Origin of the sequence: Oceanicaulis sp. UBA2681 (genome assembly GCF_002354675.1) — a bacterium.
GTDB classification, from domain to species: domain Bacteria; phylum Pseudomonadota; class Alphaproteobacteria; order Caulobacterales; family Maricaulaceae; genus Oceanicaulis; species Oceanicaulis alexandrii.
Map to the genome: position 1 here is coordinate 216,278 of NZ_DEMB01000010.1, position 20,017 is coordinate 236,294.

The 20,017-nt window shown below is 63.5% G+C and carries 21 protein-coding genes; 12 read left to right on the forward strand and 9 right to left on the reverse strand.

Translation table 11 applies throughout. The features are described from left to right. Positions 1-293: 293 nt before the first annotated feature. The 6 genes from gatC (at position 294) to B3M53_RS07800 (ending at position 6,742) form a co-directional block, all read left to right on the forward strand. Positions 294-581, forward strand: a complete 288-nt coding sequence (gatC, locus tag B3M53_RS07775) for an Asp-tRNA(Asn)/Glu-tRNA(Gln) amidotransferase subunit GatC (protein ID WP_022702094.1) — start codon at positions 294-296, stop codon at positions 579-581. 5 nt (positions 582-586) lie between these two features. Continuing rightward, on the forward strand, positions 587-2,068 hold the full coding sequence (gene gatA, locus B3M53_RS07780; RefSeq protein ID WP_273020536.1) for an Asp-tRNA(Asn)/Glu-tRNA(Gln) amidotransferase subunit GatA: 1,482 nt from the start codon (positions 587-589) through the stop codon (positions 2,066-2,068). Beyond that, positions 2,068-2,307 carry a hypothetical protein gene (locus B3M53_RS07785; RefSeq protein ID WP_022702096.1) on the forward strand — a complete coding sequence of 80 codons (240 nt, stop codon included), beginning with the start codon at positions 2,068-2,070 and terminating at the stop codon, positions 2,305-2,307. Before gatA ends, B3M53_RS07785 begins: the two co-directional genes overlap by 1 nt. After that, a complete protein-coding gene (locus B3M53_RS07790; protein WP_273020538.1) occupies positions 2,307-3,293 on the forward strand; it encodes an NADPH:quinone reductase in 987 nt (328 codons plus the stop codon). The genes B3M53_RS07785 and B3M53_RS07790 overlap by 1 nt, the downstream gene beginning before the upstream one ends. A 36-nt stretch (positions 3,294-3,329) precedes the next feature. Beyond that, a complete protein-coding gene (gene gatB / locus B3M53_RS07795) occupies positions 3,330-4,826 on the forward strand; it encodes an Asp-tRNA(Asn)/Glu-tRNA(Gln) amidotransferase subunit GatB (RefSeq protein WP_273020540.1) in 1,497 nt (498 codons plus the stop codon). 557 nt (positions 4,827-5,383) lie between these two features. Then, positions 5,384-6,742 (forward strand): mechanosensitive ion channel family protein, encoded by a 1,359-nt coding sequence (locus tag B3M53_RS07800; RefSeq protein WP_273020542.1) that lies wholly within the window; start codon positions 5,384-5,386, stop codon positions 6,740-6,742. On the opposite strand, the gene B3M53_RS07805 is transcribed toward B3M53_RS07800, so the two are convergent. The 4 genes from B3M53_RS07805 to B3M53_RS07820 form a co-directional block, all read right to left on the reverse strand. Continuing rightward, a complete protein-coding gene (locus tag B3M53_RS07805; protein WP_273020544.1) occupies positions 6,739-7,683 on the reverse strand; it encodes a radical SAM protein in 945 nt (314 codons plus the stop codon). The genes B3M53_RS07800 and B3M53_RS07805 overlap by 4 nt on opposite strands. 101 nt (positions 7,684-7,784) lie before the next feature. After that, on the reverse strand, positions 7,785-8,009 hold the full coding sequence (locus tag B3M53_RS07810; protein ID WP_273020546.1) for a helix-turn-helix transcriptional regulator: 225 nt from the start codon (positions 8,007-8,009) through the stop codon (positions 7,785-7,787). Continuing rightward, on the reverse strand, positions 8,006-8,452 hold the full coding sequence (locus tag B3M53_RS07815; protein ID WP_273020547.1) for a hypothetical protein: 447 nt from the start codon (positions 8,450-8,452) through the stop codon (positions 8,006-8,008). Before B3M53_RS07815 ends, B3M53_RS07810 begins: the two co-directional genes overlap by 4 nt. 70 nt (positions 8,453-8,522) lie before the next feature. Further along, a complete protein-coding gene (locus B3M53_RS07820) occupies positions 8,523-9,476 on the reverse strand; it encodes an isopenicillin N synthase family dioxygenase (protein ID WP_273020548.1) in 954 nt (317 codons plus the stop codon). Positions 9,477-9,590: 114 nt separating this feature from the next. Here B3M53_RS07820 and B3M53_RS07825 point away from each other — a divergent pair, with 114 nt between their 5' ends. The 3 genes from B3M53_RS07825 (at position 9,591) to B3M53_RS07835 (ending at position 12,335) form a co-directional block, all read left to right on the forward strand. Then, positions 9,591-10,316, forward strand: coding sequence for a glutathione S-transferase family protein (locus tag B3M53_RS07825; RefSeq protein ID WP_022702104.1), 726 nt, complete (start codon positions 9,591-9,593; stop codon positions 10,314-10,316). 72 nt (positions 10,317-10,388) lie between these two features. Further along, positions 10,389-11,888 carry a hypothetical protein gene (locus B3M53_RS07830; protein ID WP_273020550.1) on the forward strand — a complete coding sequence of 500 codons (1,500 nt, stop codon included), beginning with the start codon at positions 10,389-10,391 and terminating at the stop codon, positions 11,886-11,888. Between the two features lie 174 nt (positions 11,889-12,062). Next, positions 12,063-12,335: a hypothetical protein gene (locus tag B3M53_RS07835; RefSeq protein ID WP_022702106.1), complete on the forward strand. Its 273-nt coding sequence runs from the start codon at positions 12,063-12,065 to the stop codon at positions 12,333-12,335. A 57-nt stretch (positions 12,336-12,392) separates the two neighbouring features. Here the strand turns inward: B3M53_RS07835 and B3M53_RS07840 are convergent, their stop codons facing one another. Beyond that, positions 12,393-13,124 carry a polysaccharide biosynthesis/export family protein gene (locus B3M53_RS07840; protein WP_022702107.1) on the reverse strand — a complete coding sequence of 244 codons (732 nt, stop codon included), beginning with the start codon at positions 13,122-13,124 and terminating at the stop codon, positions 12,393-12,395. 82 nt (positions 13,125-13,206) lie between these two features. Here B3M53_RS07840 and B3M53_RS07845 point away from each other — a divergent pair, with 82 nt between their 5' ends. From B3M53_RS07845 to B3M53_RS07855, 3 genes are all read left to right on the forward strand, one after another. After that, on the forward strand, positions 13,207-14,691 hold the full coding sequence (locus tag B3M53_RS07845; RefSeq protein ID WP_273020554.1) for a GumC family protein: 1,485 nt from the start codon (positions 13,207-13,209) through the stop codon (positions 14,689-14,691). Between the two features lie 69 nt (positions 14,692-14,760). Then, positions 14,761-15,375, forward strand: a complete 615-nt coding sequence (locus B3M53_RS07850) for a hypothetical protein (protein ID WP_160091812.1) — start codon at positions 14,761-14,763, stop codon at positions 15,373-15,375. Continuing rightward, on the forward strand, positions 15,372-16,622 hold the full coding sequence (locus B3M53_RS07855; protein ID WP_273020556.1) for an O-antigen ligase family protein: 1,251 nt from the start codon (positions 15,372-15,374) through the stop codon (positions 16,620-16,622). Before B3M53_RS07850 ends, B3M53_RS07855 begins: the two co-directional genes overlap by 4 nt. Here B3M53_RS07855 and B3M53_RS07860 read toward each other — a convergent pair. From B3M53_RS07860 to B3M53_RS07875, 4 genes are all read right to left on the reverse strand, one after another. Next, positions 16,619-17,533 carry a glycosyltransferase family 2 protein gene (locus tag B3M53_RS07860; RefSeq protein ID WP_273020558.1) on the reverse strand — a complete coding sequence of 305 codons (915 nt, stop codon included), beginning with the start codon at positions 17,531-17,533 and terminating at the stop codon, positions 16,619-16,621. The genes B3M53_RS07855 and B3M53_RS07860 overlap by 4 nt on opposite strands. Then, positions 17,530-18,321, reverse strand: coding sequence for a polysaccharide deacetylase family protein (locus B3M53_RS07865; RefSeq protein ID WP_273020560.1), 792 nt, complete (start codon positions 18,319-18,321; stop codon positions 17,530-17,532). Before B3M53_RS07865 ends, B3M53_RS07860 begins: the two co-directional genes overlap by 4 nt. Then, the gene (locus tag B3M53_RS07870) at positions 18,318-19,256 is read right to left on the reverse strand and encodes a glycosyltransferase family 2 protein (protein ID WP_273020562.1); all 939 of its coding nucleotides are present in this window, start codon (positions 19,254-19,256) and stop codon (positions 18,318-18,320) included. Before B3M53_RS07870 ends, B3M53_RS07865 begins: the two co-directional genes overlap by 4 nt. Next, on the reverse strand, positions 19,253-20,017 hold a 765-nt coding region (locus B3M53_RS07875), incomplete at its 5' end, for a polysaccharide biosynthesis C-terminal domain-containing protein (RefSeq protein ID WP_286800040.1). The genes B3M53_RS07875 and B3M53_RS07870, both read right to left, overlap by 4 nt.

Here is a 20,017-nt window from a genome sequence, read left to right on the forward strand (position 1 = left end):
AGCGCCAGCAGCGCCTGGGCGTCCGGGGTGAACTTGACGCGCTGGATGGTGGTCAGCGGCGTGACCAGCGTGCGGTCGGTATTGGAGACGGCGACGCCCAGCGTTTTCGTGCCGGGATCGACCGCCATCAGCGGCCCTTTGGGAAGGAGCGCGGGTTCTAGAAACAACATGCGCCCGGTTTAGGCCGGTCGGCCTGTCTTTGGAAGAGGCTGACTCCGTCATAATCTTGCGCCGCAGCACCGGCGTTGGTACGCAGAGCGCTTAGTCTTGCCCTCCCATCCGGAGACCTGCCCATGTCTGTGACCCAAGACGATGTCCGGCGCATTGCGCGTCTGGCCCGCATCGCCGAGCCGAGCGACCGTCTCGATTCGCTCACCAATGAACTCAACGGCATTCTCGACTGGGTCGAGCAGCTTGATGAAGTGGACGTCACAGGCGTCGAGCCGATGACGACCCCGGTGCAGACCCCGCTGCCCCTGCGCGCGGACGAGATCACCGATGGCGGCAAGCGCGACGATATTCTGGCCAACGCCCCGAAAGCCGAAGAAGGCTTCTTCGTGGTGCCCAAGAGCGTGGAGTAAGCGCGATGACCGAGTTTACCCAGCTCTCCCTCTTTGACGTGCTCGACGGCCTTGAGAAGAAAGACTTCTCGGCTGTGGAAGTGGCCGAGGCGACCGTGAAGGCCGCTGAAGCGGCGCAAGGCGCGCTCAACTGCTTCACCTCGATCGACGGCGACAAGGCCAAGGAAATGGCGCAGGCCTCTGACGCGCGCCGCGCTGAGGGCAAGGCGGGCGCGCTCGACGGCGCGCCCATCGCGATCAAGGATTTGTTTGGCGTCTATGGCGTTGAGACGACCGCCAGCTCCAACATCCTCAAGGGCTTCAAGCCGCGCTATGAATCCACCGTCACCCAGAACCTCTGGGATGCGGGCGCGGTGTTCTTCGGCAAGACCTCCATGGACGAATTCGCCATGGGCTCCTCCAATGAAACGTCCGCCACCGGCCCGGTGGTGAACCCCTGGCGCGCCAAGGGCTCGGACGAGAAGCTGGTTCCGGGCGGCAGCTCGGGCGGCTCTGCGGCGGCGCTGGCCGCAGGCATTTCCTATGGCGCGACCGGCACCGACACCGGCGGCTCGATCCGTCAGCCGGCGGCGTTCACCGGCCTTGTGGGCGCGAAACCCACCTATGGCCGCTGTTCGCGCTGGGGCGTAGTGGCGTTCGCCAGCTCGCTCGACCATCCCGGTCCGTTCGGCAAGACGGTGAAGGACACAGCATTGCTCACGCAAGTGATGTCTGGCCATGATCCCAAGGATTCCACCTCCTATCCCGGTCCTGTGCCGGACATGGTCTCTGCGGTCAGCCGCGGCGTGAAAGGCCTGCGGATCGGCATACCGAAAGAGTATCGCGTCGACGGCATGCCGTCCGACATCGATGCGCTGTGGGAGAAGGGCGCCCAATGGCTGAAAGAGCAGGGCGCGGAGATCGTCGAGATTTCCCTGCCGATGACGAAATACGCCCTGCCGGCGTACTACATCATCGCGCCGGCTGAGGCCTCGTCCAACCTCGCGCGCTATGACGGCATGCGCTACGGCCAGCGGGTCGAGGGCGACGACCTGACCGACACTTATGAGAAGACGCGCGGTCAGGGCTTTGGCGATGAAGTCCAGCGCCGCATCTTGATCGGCACCTATGTGCTGAGCGCGGGCTATTATGACGCCTATTACCTCAAGGCGCTGAAAGTTCGCCGGAAAATCCTCGAAGACTTCAACGCCGCTTTTGAAGGCGTGGACGCCATCCTGACGCCCACAACGCCGAGCGCCGCCTTCGGCATTGGCTCTAAAGCGGACGCCGATCCGATCGAGATGTATCTCAATGACATCTTCACCGTGACCGCCAATATCGCGGGCATCCCGGCGATGAGCGTTCCGGCGGGGCTCGACAAATCCGGCCTGCCGCTGGGCCTTCAGGTCATCACCAAGGCGCTCGACGAGGAAACCATGTTCGCTGTCGGCGGCGCGCTGGAACAGGCCGCAGGCTTCACCGCGAAGCCGGAGAACTGGTGGGGGTGATGCCGCTTCCCCGCCTCCTCATGATCGGCTTTGGGCTGGTCGCCATTTTCGGCGCGCTTCTGGCGTCCGGGCGACTGGGCGAGGGCGGCGTGCAGATGGCGGTGGGGATCACTTTGCTGGTGACCGGCGGCATCGGGGTGATGAACACCATTTTCTTCACCCGGCTCAAACGCTCGCTCGACGAGATGGCGAAAAACCCGCCCGACGTCGCGCCCGAGCCTGACGGGGAGCCGGATTGATGCGCGCGATCTGGTATGAGGATCAGGGCGCAGCCGAGGACGTGCTGACGCTGGGCGAGCGCCCTGAACCCGCGCCCGGCCCCGGCGAGGTCGCGGTCTTCATCAAGGCGTCCGGCGTCAATCCGTCGGATGTGAAATCGCGCGCCGGGCTTCGCGGCCCGATGAGCGTCGCGCGGCAGATCCCGCATTCTGACGGCGCGGGCGTGATCAAGGCGGTGGGCGAGGGCGTCGACCCGGCTCGCATCGGCGAGCGGGTGTTTGTGTTCAACGCGGCCTTCAAGCGCGCGGGCGGAACCTGCGCCGAGATCTGCGTCATGCCGGTCGAGTTCACCGGCGCGCTGCCGGACGCCGTGAGTTTTGAAGACGGCGCGAGCTTGGGCATTCCGGCTTTGACCGCGCATCGCGCGCTGACGGCCAATGGTCCGGTGCAGGGCAAGACGGTGCTGGTCACCGGCGGCGCCGGGGCTGTGGGGCTGCAGGCGATCCAGCTGGCGAAATGGATGGGCGCGCGCCTTGTCATCGCGACCGTCTCCGGCCCTGAAAAGGCGGAAGCCGCGCTCGAGGCCGGCGCGGATGATGTGATCAATTACCGCCACCAGGACGTGGTCGAAGCGGTCGAGGCCGCCACAGACGGCGAGGGTGTCGATCACATCGTCGAGGTGGAGTTCGGCGGTAATCTGGCGGCGTCGGTCGCCTTGATCCGTCCGCACGGCCTGATCGCGAGCTATGGCAGCGAGGGCGAGAAGACGCCCGAACTGCCGTTTTACGATCTGATGTTCAAGAACGCCGGATTTCAGAGCGTGTTCGTCTACACCCTGACCCCGGCCCAGCGGGCAGGCGCAGTGGCCGATGTCAGCCGTGCGCTGTCTGAAGGCGCGCTGAAACCGCGCATCGACAGTGTTTACGCCTTGGAAGAGTGCGCCGACGCCCATAAACGGGTGGAAGCCGGAGAGAAAATCGGAAGCGTCATCGTCACGCCTGTGTGAGGATGATCCTTGTTAGTTGAGATAGAGAAGACCGCCATGAGCAGCGAGCACACCTACGTCATCAACGGCGCCACGGGCGATTGGGAAATCGTCATGGGGCTTGAGGTGCACGCCCAGGTCAAATCCAACGCCAAACTGTTTTCCGGCGCGGCGACGGCCTTTGGCGCGGAGCCCAACACGCAAGTGAGCCTGGTCGACGCCGCCATGCCGGGCATGTTGCCGGTGATCAATGAGGCCTGCGTCGCGCAAGCCGTGCGCACGGGTCTGGGTCTGAACGCGCAGATCAATAATTTCTCGCGCTTTGACCGGAAGAATTATTTCTATCCGGATTTGCCCCAGGGCTATCAGATCAGCCAGTTCGCGCATCCGATCGTGGGCGAAGGCGAGATCGAGTGCGAACGCGATGACGGCTCGCTGTTCACCGTGGGGATCGAGCGCCTGCACCTTGAGCAGGACGCCGGTAAATCCATCCACGACCTTGATCCCAATGCGACCTATGTGGATCTGAACCGGTCCGGCGTTGCGCTGATGGAGATCGTCTCGCGCCCGCATTTGCGCACCCCCGCCGATGCGGCGGCCTATGTGCGCACCCTGCGCACGATCCTGCGCTATCTCGACACCTGCGGCGGCGATATGGAAAAGGGCCAGATGCGCGCCGATGTGAACGTGTCGGTCTGCCGCCCCGGCCAGTACGAGAAATTCATTCTCACCGGCTCGTTCGAGCATCTGGGCACGCGCTGCGAGATCAAGAACGTCAACTCGCTTCGCTTCATAATGCAGGCCATCGAGTACGAGGCCCGGCGTCAGGTCGATATCCTGGAAGAGGGCGGCACGATCGATCAGGAAACGCGCCTGTTTGACGCCAACGCCGGGGTGACCCGCTCCATGCGCTCGAAAGAAGAAGCGCATGACTATCGCTATTTCCCTGATCCCGACCTGCTGCCGCTGGTGCTCGAGCAGAGCTTTATCGACGATCTGAAGGCGAACCTGCCCGAACTGCCCGCCGACAAGCGCAAGCGCTTCGTCGAGGAGCTGGGCCTGTCGGAATACGATGCGTCTGTGTTGGCCGCCGACAAGGATCGCGCGGACTATTTCGAGAAGGTGCTTGAAGGTCGCGATCCCAAGCTCGCCGCCAACTGGGTGAATAACGAGCTGTTCGGCCGTCTCAACAAAGAGGGCCTCGGGATTACCGAAAGCCCGATCAGCCCTGAACAGCTGGGCGGCATCGTCTCGCTAATCAGCGACAAGACCATTTCAGGCAAGATCGCCAAGGACGTGTTCGAGATCGTCTGGGCGGAAGGCGGCGACCCGGCCAAGATCGTTGACGATCGCGGCATGAAACAGGTCACCGACACCGGCGCCATCGAGAAAGTCATCGACGACCTGATCGCGGCGAACCCCGAACAGGCCGAAAAGGTCAAGGACAAGCCCAAGACCATGGGCTGGTTCGTGGGCCAGGTGATGAAGGCAATGGGCGGCAAGGCGAACCCGCAAGCCGTCAACGAAATCCTCGCCAAGAAACTGCTGGGTTAGGCCTATCGTCTTCCAGATCAAAACCCCGGAGCCAGGCTCCGGGGTTTTTTGTTTGGGCTTTAAAATGGGTCCCCGGATCAAGTCCGAGGACCGAGAGGATAGAGCCTCACCCTCTCGGCCTTCGGACTTGATCCGGAGGCCCATGCACCCGCAGCCCCGCGCGCAAACGCAGGGGTGAAGCCTAATGACGGGTCGCGCGGGATCGAGCCGTTAGAGGTGAGCGATAAGTCTTGGAAGCCAAACCCGGCTCCCGCGCTGGAGATGTTTTGTCGGGGTCACCGCACGGAGACTTCTGCGCTGTCGCGCCGCCGGTGCAGTCGCCGCCTCATCAGACGTCGCTGCCCTGGACCGCCCGGTAAGAGCCCGCCTTTTCGCATGGAGCGCGCGTCACACGCTCTATGCTCGGGACATCCCGTCCCTCCCAGCCTGAACGCGCCGGCCGCCCGTCATGGAAGGAACGAGACGCAGTATGGCTCACGATCCGGATGGGCGGATAAGTTCGCGGCTGTCCGCACTCGCTCTAGTGACACGTCATGCGAACGCGCTAACCTTGCAGCATGACCCAACAGCCTGAATCCGCCCTGTCTGACATCGTTCCGGTCGATGAAATCCGCACGCGCGCTGAAGCGTTGCTCGATTGGGTGCAGGTCTCTGTGCTCAATGTCGACAACGCCGTGCAATTGGGATTGATCCTGGCGGCGTTTGTTCCGGCGCTGCTGTTCGGGCCGCGTTTGCGTCATCTGGTCCATGAAGCCACAAAAACCCGGATCAAGTCCGGTCTCTGGCGTCGGCTGCTGACGGCGGCCCTGGCGCTGATGACCCCTCTGGCGCTGTATCTGGTGCTGACCATGATCCGGGTCGGCCTGGGAGCGCTGGATCGTCCGGTCGCCATCGTCAGCGCGGCGATCAGCCTGATGAGCGCCTGGCTGTTGATCCGGGCGGTGACCCTGGTCATCCGCTCGCAGTTCTGGTCCCGGCTGGCGTTCTACATCATCTGGCCCATCGCGGCGCTGGATGTGTTTGGTCTTCTGGACGATGTGATTGCGCAGCTTGAGGCGCTGTCCATTCCGCTGGGCGAGACGTCCGAGGGCGAACCGGTCTCGCTGAGCCTGTTCGATGTTCTGCGGACCATGATCTATTTCGGTCTGCTGTTCTCGATCGCGAGCTTTGCGGGGCGCACGCTCGACAAGCAATTGCAGAAGTCAGACGAGATTTCGCCGGCGCTCAGCGCGCTGATCTCGAAGGTTCTGGGCGTGCTCCTGCCGATCCTGGCGCTGCTGATCGCACTGCAGATGACGGGCTTCAATCTCGCCACCCTGGCGATTTTCTCCGGCGCCGTCGGCATCGGCGTCGGTTTGGGCCTGCAAAAGACCGTCTCGAACTTCGCCGCCGGTTTCACGCTTCTGGCGGACAAATCCATCAAACCCGGCGACGCCATCGAGGTGGACGGCCAGTTTGGCTGGGTGACGGGGATGCAGGCGCGCTATGTGTCGATCCGCACGCGCGACGGCACGGAAATGCTGTTGCCGAACGACCATTTCATCAATAACGGCGTCACCAACTGGTCGAAATCCGACCATATCGTGCGCATGCACGCGCCGTTTGGCGTGTCTTACAATACGCGCGATCTCAAGGCGGTGCAGACCCTCGCCATCGAAGCCGCGAAGACCGTGAACCGGGTGGTCTCGGAACGCGAGCCGGTCTGCAATGTGATGGAGTTTGGCGATTCTTCGGTGAATTTCGATCTGCGTTTCTGGATCAGCGATCCCCAGAACGGGCAGGCGAATGTGCGCTCGGACGTGTATCTCGCCCTATGGGAGCGTCTGCATGAGGAGGGCGTCGAGATCCCGTTCCCGCAGATGGATTTGCACGTGAAAGCCCTGCCGGATCGCGCCGACCCGTCAGACGACGCTTAGGCCGAGCAGCTCGCCCCGCCCAGAACGCAGAACTGGGCGCAGTATTTATGGTTCAGGCGCACCGGTTTGAGGCTGTCTTCCAGCGTTTGCGCCAGCTCGAATTCGTCTTCATAGGGCAGCAGGGTGCAGGCGACGACGCTGGCGCGCGTCGCGCCCCGACGGCGGATCACCATGCGCTGGCTGGCGCACATGATATCATCAGGGTTCTTGTTCAGAATGCCCCAGCAATCCACCGTGATCTCTGGCGGATCGCCGCTTTCGTCCATCTCGGGGAAAATCACCAGGCGGGACGGATCCTCGCTCGGGATGTCCGCGCCGACTGTATCAAACAGCGCCTTGAAGCCGTCCCGCGCTTCGGCGTCGGTCTCATTCCACAATGAGCGTCCGGCGGCGCTGAGGGTGAAACCGTGATCTGAGAGCCATTTCAGACCCTCCAGCGTGGCGTCAAACCCGCCGGCGCCGCGTTCTTCGTCATGATAGGCGCGGGTGTAATGATCCAGGCTCAGCCGCATTTCAATCTGGTCGCCGAAACGCGCCTGAAGGTCCAGAAGGCCAGCCTGCACGCGCGGGCGCATCATCGGCTTCATAGCGTTGGTCAGGACCAGAACGTTATGGCCGCGCTGGAGCGAGACCTCCATCAGCCGGACCATGTCCGGGTTCAAGAAGGGCTCTCCGCCCGTAAAGCCGATCTCGATCGGGCCGAAGCCAAGCGCGTCGATCTCATCGAGATAGGAGACCACGTCCGCCTCGCTCAGATAGACCAGCGCATCATTGGTGGGCGAGCTGAGGATGTAGCAGTTCTTGCACTCGATATTGCACAGCGTGCCGGTGTTGAACCACAGCGTCTTGAGCGTATCAAACCCCACGCTGGCGCGGGTTTCGCCCTTGGCGGTGACAAGGGGGTCTGAGAATTTGATCAGCGGCGCTGAGGCGTCGGGCATGAGGCGTATCCAGGTCAGAAGAGTGAGCTGCTTGTGAAGCTAGGGCAGGGCCCGGCGCGCAGCAATCGCGCTCAAGCGGATGTGTTCACACGATACAGTGGTCAGCTGTTGTCGGACCCGTCTTGAATCCAGAACACATTATCGACCTTTTGCCCCAGGGCGCGGGCGATTTTCAGCGCCAGCAGGGCGGAGGGGATGAAAACCCCGTTCTCCACCGTGTTGATCGTCTTGCGCGTCACGCCCACCTGCAAGGCCAGCTCGGCCTGGGTCAGGCCGGCTTCGGCGCGCAGGGTCTTCATGGCGTTGCCGAGCGCTGCGTCATTCATTCTTCAGCCCCGGTTTCGCCCCGGCGGTCATAATGGACGACCGCAATAAAGAAGCTGGAGACCGACAGGCCGGTGAGGACCTTGAGCAGAAGGCCGCCATCAAGACCGAATTGATTGATCGTCATGGCGAGCACCGTCGAGACCGTCATGACCCAGAACGCGGCTTCTGCGGCGCGGCGGCGGACATCACGCGCCCACTCATCATTGACGATGTCATAGCCGACGGTCTTGTAGGCGCGGAATGCGTCGCCAAAATACAAGATGATCGTGACCAGCCAGAGCCCGAACCCGATTCCGCTGATCACAAGGCCCGGTCCCATCCAGCTGTCAGGCGTCTGGTGCGAAGATCCAATGCCGTCCGCCGCCTGCCAGGCGAAGAAGCCTGCGGCCTGGCACAACAGGAAGGCGCGCATGCGCAGATTGATCTTTTCAAGCTCGTCCATGGAAGACTCCGATACGCCATGTCACCTTGAGGTAGCATGGCGTATCGGGAATGTAACGTCAAGGTGACGCTTACATCAGTCCGATTTCACGCAGACGCTCGAGCAGGTACGCGTGCGCGGTCATCGGTTCGGGATACCGGTTCGGATTGTCGTCGCTGATGCAGCCAGGCAGGGTCTCGATCAGGAAATCAGGATTGAAGTGCAGGAAGAAGGGCGTGGAATAGCGTGAGAACGCCATGCGCTCTTTGGACGGGTTCACCACGCGGTGGGTGGTCGACGGATACACATGGTTGGTCAGGCGTTGCAGCATGTCGCCGATATTGACCACCAGCGCGCCTTCGGGCGGCTGCACCGGCAACCAGGCGCCGGTCTTGGTCTTGACCTGCAGGCCGGCTTCTTCCGCGCCCAGCAACAAGGTGATCACGTTGATGTCTTCATGCGCGCCCGCGCGCACGCCCGACGGATCGCCGTCGATCGGCGGATAGTGCAGAAGCCGCAGGATCGAGTTGCCGTCATTGACGGTTCTGGAGAACCAGCTTTCTTCAAGCCCCAGATCTTTCGCCAGCGCCTGAAGCAGCACAGCGCCCATCTCGTCGAGCGCCGCGAACAGCGCCTGCACGCTGTCGTCAAAGCGTGCAATGTCGCTCACCGGCACATTCGGCGGCATCACATCAGAATACGGATGGCCCTCAGGCAGGTTCCGGCCATGGTGCCAGAATTCCTTGAGGTCCTTTTGCGCCATGCCCTTGGCGTTCTCGGTGCCGAACGGCGTATAGCCGCGCTGCCCACCGCCATTCTCCACCACATACGCGTGTTTGGCGGCTTCGGGCAGGGCGAAGAAATCCTTGGCGTCCTCCAGCGCGCGATCAATCACACCCTGATCGACAGGATGGTCGCTGATGACGGCGAAGCCGGTTTCACGAAAACTCGCGCCCAGTGCGCGGGCGAAAGCTGCGGGATCCTCACCGGCGAGTGTGAACGACACCGGTTCGAGGGTCTGGTCAGTCAAAATGATATCGGTCATGGCGCGCTCTTTAGCCTTCCCTCGCGAGCTCGTGAAGCCGCAATGTCTTGCACGAATGGTCGCAGACGCCGACATATGTCGTCCAAAGCTGTTTTACAGGGCATGGAGAACTGAATGACCCAGCCGATCGAGCTCTATTACTGGCCGACCCCGAATGGATGGAAAGTGACCATCGCGCTTGAGGAGATGGGCCTTCCCTATGAGATCAAGCCGGTCAATATCGGCCTGGGCGAACAGTTCGAACCCGACTTCCTGAAAATCAGTCCCAATAATCGCATGCCGGCCATTGTTGATCCGGACGGGCCTGACGGTGAACCCATCTCGATCTTCGAGAGCGGCGCGATCTTGCAATACCTCGCCCGCAAGACAGGGCAGTTCTATGGCTCGAACCCGCGTGAGCAGGCGGCGGTCGAGGAATGGCTGTTCTGGCAGATGGGCGGACTGGGTCCGATGTGCGGACAGGCGCACCACTTCAGAACCTACGCCAAGAAGATCGAGCCTGACGAAAGCAAGCTCGAATACGGCAAGAACCGCTACACCAATGAAGTGCACCGTCTGTATGGCGTGATCGAGCGGGCGCTTGAGGGGCGCGACTATCTGGCGGGCGACTTTTATTCCATCGCCGACATGGCCGCCTGGCCCTGGATCCTGCCGGAAGGTCAGGGCCAGGATCTGGACGAATTCCCGCGGCTGAAAGCCTGGGTCGAGCGCGTCGGCGCTCGCGAGGCGGTGAAAACCGGACGGAGAGTGGGCAAGGATCTGTTCAAACCCCTCGATGAAGACAGCGAAGACATGAAAAAGGCGCGCGCCGTGCTGTTTGGTCAGCGCGCCAAGTCTTAACGCTTTGTAAATTCGGCTTCCCCTTGTCCTTCATCCCGCTTATTTTGGGTGCGAGGGGCAGGGGGATTTCCAATGTGGGCGCAGACAAACCGGTCTCGCACCTATAGCGAGCGCTATGGCGCCCGCTCGCCTTGGTTGGCGGGGCCTGTGCGGGCCAGTGTGTACCTGGTCTGGCGCGGCCTTTTCGCGGCCTTGCGCCCCGTCCTGTTTCTGGCGCTGCTGATTGCTGCGGGCTGGTTCGCCTATCGAGGGTTGGAGGCGGCGCCTGATGGCGCGTTGTCATTTCCGCCGAGCGTGCGCGATCAGTTTGACGCTGCGTTTCATGATGCGGCGCGCTCTGAGGACGCCGGGCCTGTGCTTCCGCGTTGGAATACGGAGCTGGCTCAGTCCTTGCGGCCCGGCCCTGCAGGCGGCCCTGACCTTCTTCGCGCGCAGTCCTTCGCCGCCAGCCTGCCCGCCATGATGGGAGAGGAGACGCTGGCGCTTCACCTCATGCGTCATGAGCGTCGCCCTGACATGATGCAGGTGGATCTGGTCGCCATGCCGGCCTGGCGGCGCAAGCAGATCGTCGCCGGCGTTCTGGACGCCCGCAGCGAAGACGCGCAGCGACAGGGAATTGATCCGGTCTGGCTGATCGAAAGCAGCAGCGACGTGCAACAGCGCTATGCTCGCGCACAGCGCCTGTATGGCGCCAGCCTGCAGGCGGCGGAGCACTGGTTCGTTCGCCCCGGGTCACAGGCCCTGAACCTTGCGGCGTTCGCGGATCTCGCCTCAGCACAGGCAACCGACCCGGTCATTCTGCCCGATGCGCGAGAGGTGGTTGCGCTCGGATGCGCGCTTGCGCGGTCGCATGGCCAAACTGTGCCGGCCTGCGCCCGGGCGCGGCCCGCACCTGTCTCAGCAGACCCGGTGCGCACGGCTTTGGCCTTGTCTGTATTTGATCGAGAGCTGGAAACGCCTGCTGTGCGTCTGGCGCTGGCGGCGCGCGCAGCCGGGAGACTGGACGGAGACTGGATTGAAACCCTGTTGTTGGGGCCGGCGGCGCCGGAGCGTGACTTGCGGCTTCTGACCGCGCTGATGCCGGTGTTGGCTGAGGCCGATCAGTATTACGCCCAGCCTGAGGCCTGCCACTTGGCCTGTACGCGCGCCATGGCGGAGTTTGCGTCACGCGCCGGCGATGACGCCGCCGCCCGGCGAGACTGGTTCGCGGCCTATGACCAGTTGCGCCACCAGGACGGGGCGCTGGTCACGATCCGGGTGTCACAAGCGTTGACTGGGGTTGAGGCGGTCCAGACGCTGGTGCGGATCAGCGCGATCAGCGAGGGGCGTTTGCTCGCCGCCAGCGTGCTTCTTGGGGACGCGCTGACGGAGCTGGACAGGCCTGAAAATTATTTTTGGCCCGATGGCGAGGATCTGAACCTCATCCTGGCGGCCGCGCTTGCGGGATTGGCGCAGCTGCTTCTGGGAATCGTTTTGATTTCAGGGCGCTTACGTCGATCCGGAGGCGCACCGAGCGCGCTGGAACGCTTCGACGGACAGGTCAGCCGGTTAATATTGGGTAGGAATGTCTAACGGAATTAAAGGGTTAATCGGCGTTATTCTTGAGACTCTTTAACCCTGTGGTCACCCATCACACGCATTCTGATCTTGCACAACGGGCCACCGAAAAGGCTTCGGGTGCATGGTGGGATGCGGAGGCGACACGGACGAAAAGTCCGGCCCTCCGCCAACGATGGGAAGACGAAGATGGCTTTCACTGACGTGGAAACGGCGCAAGTGCACGATGCGGTCAAGATGGACCCGACCGGCGAAGATCTGTGCAAGCTGGGCCTTTTGTATTCGACCGGCCAGTGCGGCGTGATCGATTACGTTGAGGCGCACAAATGGTTCAACCTGGCCTCTCTGATGGGCTCGGACACCGCAAAATACTATCGCAGCGAAGTCGCTGCCGAGATGGATGGCGATCAGCTCGCAGCGGCTCTGACTGCAGCGCGCGAATGGCTCTCCACGCGGCACTAGGACTGATCGAGCCATGATCGCCGTCAGAAGCGACAGGCTCGATCCGTCTGCATCCCTTTAGTTCGAATTGAACACCTGATCGGCCAACGCGTATGCGAACGCGTTGTCGAGCGGCAGGATGTTTCGAATGTAAAGCTCTGTAAAATCGTTGATTTCAGCGATTGCAGTGCGCGGTGCGAAGACAATGTCATGCCGGGCGAGCGGAATGGTGTCCGCCGGCGCGCCTTGTTGGGCGTCACGCACATTGACCGTCCGCATCATGACGCCGCCGTTTTCCGCGCGGCGCAGAACGACCACCTGACGCAGCCGCGCGCGATTATTAGCGCCGCCGGCGAGAGTCAGGGCTTCCAGTACGCCCATGCGTGCGCTGATCATCTCATAAACGCCGGGGCTGCGCACTTCGCCGCCCACCAGGATCTGCTGCGCGCCATAGCTGACGGGCCGCACTTCCACGATCGGGTCACGCAGAACACGCACATACCGATCCGCAATGGCGCGCGCCGCTTCGGGGCCCGTCATCTGCGCCACCATCACCGATCCCGCCAGCGGCAGGCTGACACGGCCATCGGGACCGACGGGCAGGGTGCGATTGAGTTCTTCTGCCGTGTGAACCACCACCTCAACCTCGTCGCCCGGAAACAGGCGATAGGCGGGCGCGGTCTCGTCCCAGCTCTGAAACCGGTTCGGTTCAAAGCCGGCTTGCGGCGTTTGACGCGGGGATCCCGCGCACGCGCCCAGCATCAAAACGCCCAGACCGGACAAGACAGACCGTCGTGTTGGCGAATTCATGCTCGCGACTCCCCTAATCAGATCTTCACCATGATTGGCGGCGGCTAAGGAAAAATTAAGCGCAATCACGCCAGATGCACCTATGACGTCAATGTCTTCTGACTCCACCGCCCAGAGGCGGGCGCGGCGCGAGCTGGATCTTGTGGATCTGGTCGCGATCGCATGGACGCAGCGCCTGTTCATTATCCTGATCACGCTCATTGTTTTCATCCCGCTGGCGGTGATGGCGTATCTGAGCCTGACCCCGACCTATACGGCGGGCAGCCGTTTGCTGGTGATCATGGATGACGAGGACCTGACGCCTGGCGCCGCCGGCGCCGGCGGTGAATTCATGTTTGACCAGATCATGCAGTCTGAAGCCGATCTTCTGGCGTCCGAGGAAGTGCGTCGCCGCATGCTGATCGAGCTGACAGGATTTGCAGATCCTGAACAACTGAAAAGCCTGGGCGAGGGGTTCGGCGTCAGCCGTGCGCCGAACGCGAGTTTTCTGATCGCGACCTTCAGGAATGAAGACGCTGACGTGGCCGCCAATACGGTCAACGCCATTGTCGATGCCTATTTGCGGTATCGGGTGGAGCTTCTGACCGGCGGGTTCGAGGGCGGAGTGCAAGCCCGCCTCGACGCCGCCGAGCGCGATGCGCTGAGCGCCCAGCAAAGTCTGCAGGCGTTTCGGGCTGAGAACGGCATCGCTGATTTTGAGACCGAGATGAATTCCGCCCTGGGGCGGCTGGCCGATCTCCAGGGGCGCAAACTGGCGGCGGAAGCGGATGCGTCCCAGGCCCGCGCCCTGGCGCGTGCGCTTGAAGACCGGTTGGCGAATATCCCGCAAACGATTGAGCTTTATGTCGAGAACTCCGTGACGGGGCGGCTCCTGGATTTGCAGGTGCGTCAGGCGGACTTGCTGGCGCGCTACCAGCCTGACGCCCCGCCGGTCCAAGCGGTCGAGCGTGAAATCGAGGCGCTGGAGCGGTTCGTGCGAGAGGGCCGCGCCAATGGCCAGGGCCAGCGTCGGACCGGGGTGAACCCGATCTGGCAGGAGCTGGAATCATCGCGGCTGCAACAAGAATCAAACGCCGCCGGGCAAGCCCGCCTGGCCGCGTCATTGGCGTCGCAACTCAATGCCGCTCGCGCGGATGTGGAGCGCTTGCGGGCGCTTCAGCCAGAGTATGAGCGTCTGACGCGCGCCGTTCAGGCGCGCTCCACGGCGGCGGATCTGCTTTCGGTGCAGGCGGCGGACGCTATGGCGCGACGCGACATGCCGCCGGGCGGCGCGGACGCCATTCGCATCGTGTCGCGCGCAACGCCGCCGGTGCAAGCGCAATCCAAGCGCAAGCTGGCCGTGATGGCAGTGGGCGTGCTGGCGGGCGGGATCGCGCTGCTTCTGGGGTTGATCCGCGGCTATGTCGTGGCGGTGCGTCATGACACGCCGCCGCAGCGCCCTGTTCCGCCTGAAGACCGTCCGCAGCCCGATGACGCCCTTGCGCCGCAACAGACAGCGCATCGCGCTGAAACCGCGCCCCGCCGCAAGCCCTTGCCCGTACTGGCGCGGGTCAGCGACGCGCCCTGACGCGGAAGCGCTCCGTTAACCATTCGCGCATACATCTGTCTGTTGAGTAAACAGGCGTGGTCGTCGCGTATGAGCATCGAGCGTGAACTTGAGGGGCTGGCCCGGCGGTTGTCACCGCAGGGCATGACCGCGCGCGCCGTCATGGTCGCGCCCGTCAGCGCCTCGGCCGGCGCTTCCACCATTGCGGCGGGTTTGGCGCGCGCCGCTGTGGCGCAAGGCGTCAAGCCGGTCTGGCTCTATGATCTCGATTTCAAGAACAACCCCCAGTCAGACGCTTTCCGGCTGAACGGGCAGGCGTATTCCGGGGCTTTGTCGGGGCGGCGCTTCTGGCGGACGGTTCCAGACAATGCCGGGCGTGTGGCGCTGCGGCGGGTCGAGGACCAGCCGATTTATGTCAGCCGGTTCGAACGGGCGCCCGGACAGGTTCGCAGCCTGACATTTCTCGACAATCCTGACTATTGGGACCGCGCACGCCACAGCGCCGGCCTGACCGTCGTGGACGCGTCCTATCAAAGCGCCGCGATCGCGCTGATCGCGCCGAATATGGACGGGGTCATTCTGGTCGCCGATGCGCGCACCGATAGTCGGGCGGCGACGGAAGCCGCCGCCGACCACTTGCGAGCGCAGGGAGCGCAGGTCTGGGGCGTGGTCGTCAACCGCGCCCGGACAGCGGCGCGGGCGTGAGCGCGTTTGCGCTGGCGGATCGCTGGCGCGAATCCCTGCCGCGATTTCGCTTTGCGTTGGCGCTTGAGACCGGGCTCGCGGTCTTTCTGATCTTCATGTTTTCAAGCGCCCTGTTCTCGCTGATCTTTGGCGGGGATGAAGAGGGCAGTCCGATCCTGCGGCTGATCTGGCCGCCGGTCTATCTTTTGACCTTGATCCTTGTGGTGATGCGTCCGATGCCGGTGCTCGGCCTGATGGTGCGCGCCTGGCCGCTTCTGATCCTCGCCGCTTTGCCCATGATCTCAGCCTTCTGGTCGCTGGACGCCGGGTTGAGCCTGCGCCGGGGTTTGGGCGTGCTGATGCCGGCGGTGTTCGGGATGTGGCTGGCGAGCCGGTATTGCTGGACCGACCTGATCCGCTTGCTGGCGCTGTCGCTGGGGGTGCTGGCGGTCGGCTCTCTGATCATGGCCGTGGCGTTTCCCGCTTATGGGGTGATGAGCGAGGTTCACCCCGGAGCCTGGGCGGGCCTGTGGGAGCAGAAAAACCGGCTGGGCGCGGTGATGGCCATCGCCACAATGGGCGGCATGGCGGCCGCTTTGACGACGCCTTATCGTACCGAGGTTCGCTATTGGGGCGCTCTGGTGATCCTGGCGGTCTTCCTGGTGCTGATGTCGACCTCCAGGACGGCGTTGATGGCCTGCATGATCGGCTTTGGCGGGCCGTTGATGATCTATTTCGCGCGCCAGGGCTTCGTTATGGCCGCTCTTGCGGTGTTCAGCGGCTTGGCGGGCGTGTTTGCGCTGACGCTGGTGATCGCGATCGGGCCGGGCGTCATTCTCGAAGCGCTCGGGCGAGACCCGACCCTGACCGGCCGCACGGACATCTGGGCGGGGCTGATCCGCGCCGTGGCCGAGAAACCCTGGACGGGGTTTGGCTGGGGCGTGTTCTGGCTGGAAGAGGAAGGCCCGGTCTATTGGGTGCGTCAGGCGACCCAGTGGGAAGTGCCGTCCGCGCACAATTCCTGGCTGGAAATCGCGCTTGGTCTGGGCGTCCCGGGCGCAGCTTTGGCGTTCGGCGTGTATCTTCTGGGGCTGGGCGCGTCATTGAAACGCCTGTTTTCCGGCGTTGAGACCTATTGGGCGCTGCCCGGCATGGCGATCTGGGGGCTGACCAGCATGTCGGAAAGCATTTTCATGACCACGAACGGCTTCACCTGGCTATTGTTCTGCCTCACCTTCAGCAAGCTCTGCGCCCGCCGCGAAGACTAGGCGTTTGCGCCGTACAGGCGGGGTGAGACGGCTTCAAACCAGATCAGCTTGCCCAGGCCCTGCGCGGCCTTGTCCAGACATTCGGCGGCAGCCTTCGCTGAGATCAGCCGAGCCAGCGGCGCACAGGCGCCGAAGACCAGCACTTGCGCCGCGCCGACGCCCATCCAGAAGACGACGCCTGCCCAGTTTCGCGGCGCGTCTTGCGCGCAGGTCTGGGTCGGTCCCTGACCATAGGCGAAGCTGCGTTGCAAAAGCTTGCCCCAGCTTTGCCGCGGGGCCTGAACGTGTTCATACACATCCGCTTGCGCCGCCCAGCCAAAGCAGACGCCCTGGGCCTGCAGTCTCTGAAACAGCATGTCGTCCTCGCCGCCGATTTCATTGGCGGCGTGGTCAAAGACGGGCGAGGGCAGATCCAGCGCCTCGCGGTCAAACAGGGCGTTGCCGCAGCCATGGGGCTTGTCGATCACTTGTGTGTCTGATGAGCCCAGCCTTGAATAGAGCCGCTGCGTATAGGCGGCGCGGACGCCGCGGGTCAGCGGGTCGGGCAGCTGTGCGATGACGGGGCCGAACACCACGGGCGCATCCAGCGTTTTGCGAGCGTCCAGAAGGCTTGCGAGCCAGTGCGGACTGGCGGTTTCGTCATCATCCAGCTGGGCGATGAAACGCGCCTGGGTGTGTGCGAACCCGGTATTGCGGGCGTTGGAGACGCCCGGATTGGGTTCATGCACATAAGACAGACGCACAGGCGCACCATCGGACAGTTGCTCCACGGCGATCCGGGCGCCGGCTTGCGGATCATTGTCCACGATAACGATTTCATCGGGCAGGCGGGTTTGCGCGAATACGCTGCGCACAGCGCCCGCCAGCGCGTCATTGCGCCGATAGGTGGGGATCAGGACGGCGACGCTCATGCGCGCGCCTCGATCGCGGCGAGGGCGTCTGATTGCGTCATCACTTGGGCGTCCGATTGTTCAACGGCGTGCAGGACCACGTCCAGAAACTCCGGCGTACAGCCCCATTCAGAGGGCTGTTTCTGGATGTCGTGGCCATAAAAGATAAGCCAGCCCGGATTGCGGGCCGCATCCTTGACCGCGGCGACGGCGCGTTTCAGTCCCTCCTCACCGCCATCCAGCGGCACGGATCTGAGCAGACCGCGATCCGCGACTCCGCGATTGATGCCGGGTTGCACGCCGCGCAGGCTTGAGTAGGTCTCAAGCAAACGCTTCTTGGCGTGCGGCGTCGCTTCCCCATAGGCGAAAGCGTAGCTGGTCGGCGCGTCATCAAGGCCGGCCGCCTTCAGATAGGCGCGATTGCGCGCGGCGTCCGCCGCCACGGCTTCCGCGGGCAGACGCGACGCATCGAGATGACTGTAGCCGTGACAGGCGATCTCATGACCGTCGGATTTGAGGCTCAGAAGGTCCTCGGCATCAAAAAGTTCGCCATGATGATTGGTGATCCCTGCGAGCCCCCCGCTCACATAGAATGTTCCGCGCCAGCCACGTGCTTTCAGCCGCACGGCGCCCAGCTCCAGTGCGGAGCGCGGAAAATCGTCAAAGGTGAAGGTGACGACAGGACGGTCGAGATTGATCCTGAGCGGCGTCACGCCCAGTCGGCGGGCGATCTGTTGTTGAACACGGCCCGCTAATCCACCGCGCGGGCGGTAGACGACGTCATCGGGATTATAATCAGTCTGGGTCATGCGCGCCCCTTGGGCAGATCGCGGGCGGCGGCGCCCGCTCGGTAGAGTTTCAACGCCAGAACGCGGATCTTCAGCGGCGCCCAGGCGGTTTTCGCCAGCGCCTTGCCCATTAGACGGGCGAGCTTGGCCAATCCCGTCGCTTGCACTTTACGGGCCAGCCGCGCGCCGGGACGGCTCTCATAGTCGGGATGACGGATGAGGAGCCGCGCGAAATTGGCGCCCGCGCGGTCAAACTTGTCGAGCAAGGTTGAAACGTCCTGAAGGCCGCCATGGGCGGCGGGCGCGTCCACATGGCCCAGTTCGCCGCGTTTGGACGCGCTGAGCGCCCAGTCCACATCTTCCCAGCCCCATCCCGTATAGCCTTCGTCAAACCGGCATTGGGCGAACAGGCTGGCGCGAACTGCGAGATTTGAGGAGCAGACCGCCGCCGCGCCCAAGGCCGATCGCGTGGCCGCGTCTGGCGCGTCAGACGCATGGGCGAGCGCGGCGTGGACTGTTTCATGAGCAGACCGGGGCGTGCTTGGCGCATATCCGCCGAACAGGGCGTCACAGCTTGTCTCGGCGAGATGGTGACGCCAGCGCGCGAGAAATCCGGGCTCGACCTCCATGTCGGCGTCCAGAAACAGCAGCCACGCGCCCTGGGCCGCGTCGCCGAGCTGATTGCGGGCGGCAGAGCGCCCCAGATTTTTCGGGCTGGTGATCAGCTTGATTGCAGCGCCGGAGCCCAGCACGGCGTCTTTCACGCTTGCAGACAGGACGGGGTCCGGAACACCGTCGTCAAACAGGATAATCTCGGTTTGCAGGTCCGTCTGACGGCTAAGAGCCTCAAGCAAGGGGCGGGGATCATCGCCATAAAACGGGATCAGCACCGACAGGGCGACCGCATGCGTATCCGCGGAGGGGGAGCGTGTCACCTGGAGGGTCTGAACGGTCATGCCGCAGCCCTCCGCCCCAGACGGGTTGCGATCCTCGCGCCCAGCCAACGTCGCGCACCGAGCCCGTCCAGCGCCAGCAAGATCACAGCATAGATAAGCGCCCCAAATGCGACGTGTACGGCGAGATCGGTGATCACCAATCCGGTCGGGGGCGCATAGGCCAGAGCGACGGCCATGCCCGCCGTGGCGAGCGCGGCCTTGCTCCATTCGCGCAACGGAATTGGCATGGGGAAAATGCTCCGTCCGTGAATGGCGCAGGCGACAAGCGCGATGGCGTAGGCGGCGACGGTCGCCCAGGCCGCGCCATATAGCCCCAGAAGCGGGATCAGGAGCGCGTTCAGAGCCAGGTTGAGCACGGCGGAACCAGTCATGATGAACGCCATGGAGCCGGTGCGGCGGCCCAGCGTGTAGGCGGTATGAAAGTAGTGGGTCATGATGCCGTTCATCAGCCCTGACAAGGCGATCAGCGGCACGATGGAGGCCGCGCTTTCTGCCAGCTCTTCCCCGATCATCAGCCGCGCCAGATCGGGCGAAACGAGCGCCAGCCCGACCGCGGCGGGAAAACCGATGGCGCCCATCAGCGCGCCGGTGCGGCGGGCGACGTCTTGCGCCGCCTTGCGGCCGTCATGCTCCAGCGCGGAGATCAGCAAGGGTCCGGTCGTCATGCCCAGCCACAAGAACACGATGCTGAGCGAGCGGTCCGCCAGCGCATAGCCCGCGGCATAGGCGCCGGTGGCGGCTTCACCCAGATAGGCGGCGAT

Excerpts from the sequence above, each read along its gene's own strand:
- gatC (WP_022702094.1), top strand. The coding sequence starts at position 294 with ATGTCTGTGACCCAAGACGATGTCCGGCGCATTGCGCGTCTGGCCCGC.
- gatA (WP_273020536.1), top strand. The coding sequence starts at position 587 with ATGACCGAGTTTACCCAGCTCTCCCTCTTTGACGTGCTCGACGGCCTT.
- B3M53_RS07785 (WP_022702096.1), top strand. The coding sequence starts at position 2,068 with ATGCCGCTTCCCCGCCTCCTCATGATCGGCTTTGGGCTGGTCGCCATT.
- B3M53_RS07790 (WP_273020538.1), top strand. The coding sequence starts at position 2,307 with ATGCGCGCGATCTGGTATGAGGATCAGGGCGCAGCCGAGGACGTGCTG.
- gatB (WP_273020540.1), top strand. The coding sequence starts at position 3,330 with ATGAGCAGCGAGCACACCTACGTCATCAACGGCGCCACGGGCGATTGG.
- B3M53_RS07800 (WP_273020542.1), top strand. The coding sequence starts at position 5,384 with ATGACCCAACAGCCTGAATCCGCCCTGTCTGACATCGTTCCGGTCGAT.
- B3M53_RS07805 (WP_273020544.1), bottom strand. The coding sequence starts at position 7,683 with ATGCCCGACGCCTCAGCGCCGCTGATCAAATTCTCAGACCCCCTTGTC.
- B3M53_RS07810 (WP_273020546.1), bottom strand. The coding sequence starts at position 8,009 with ATGAATGACGCAGCGCTCGGCAACGCCATGAAGACCCTGCGCGCCGAA.
- B3M53_RS07815 (WP_273020547.1), bottom strand. The coding sequence starts at position 8,452 with ATGGACGAGCTTGAAAAGATCAATCTGCGCATGCGCGCCTTCCTGTTG.
- B3M53_RS07820 (WP_273020548.1), bottom strand. The coding sequence starts at position 9,476 with ATGACCGATATCATTTTGACTGACCAGACCCTCGAACCGGTGTCGTTC.
- B3M53_RS07825 (WP_022702104.1), top strand. The coding sequence starts at position 9,591 with ATGACCCAGCCGATCGAGCTCTATTACTGGCCGACCCCGAATGGATGG.
- B3M53_RS07830 (WP_273020550.1), top strand. The coding sequence starts at position 10,389 with ATGTGGGCGCAGACAAACCGGTCTCGCACCTATAGCGAGCGCTATGGC.
- B3M53_RS07835 (WP_022702106.1), top strand. The coding sequence starts at position 12,063 with ATGGCTTTCACTGACGTGGAAACGGCGCAAGTGCACGATGCGGTCAAG.
- B3M53_RS07840 (WP_022702107.1), bottom strand. The coding sequence starts at position 13,124 with ATGAATTCGCCAACACGACGGTCTGTCTTGTCCGGTCTGGGCGTTTTG.
- B3M53_RS07845 (WP_273020554.1), top strand. The coding sequence starts at position 13,207 with ATGACGTCAATGTCTTCTGACTCCACCGCCCAGAGGCGGGCGCGGCGC.
- B3M53_RS07850 (WP_160091812.1), top strand. The coding sequence starts at position 14,761 with ATGAGCATCGAGCGTGAACTTGAGGGGCTGGCCCGGCGGTTGTCACCG.
- B3M53_RS07860 (WP_273020558.1), bottom strand. The coding sequence starts at position 17,533 with ATGAGCGTCGCCGTCCTGATCCCCACCTATCGGCGCAATGACGCGCTG.
- B3M53_RS07865 (WP_273020560.1), bottom strand. The coding sequence starts at position 18,321 with ATGACCCAGACTGATTATAATCCCGATGACGTCGTCTACCGCCCGCGC.
- B3M53_RS07870 (WP_273020562.1), bottom strand. The coding sequence starts at position 19,256 with ATGACCGTTCAGACCCTCCAGGTGACACGCTCCCCCTCCGCGGATACG.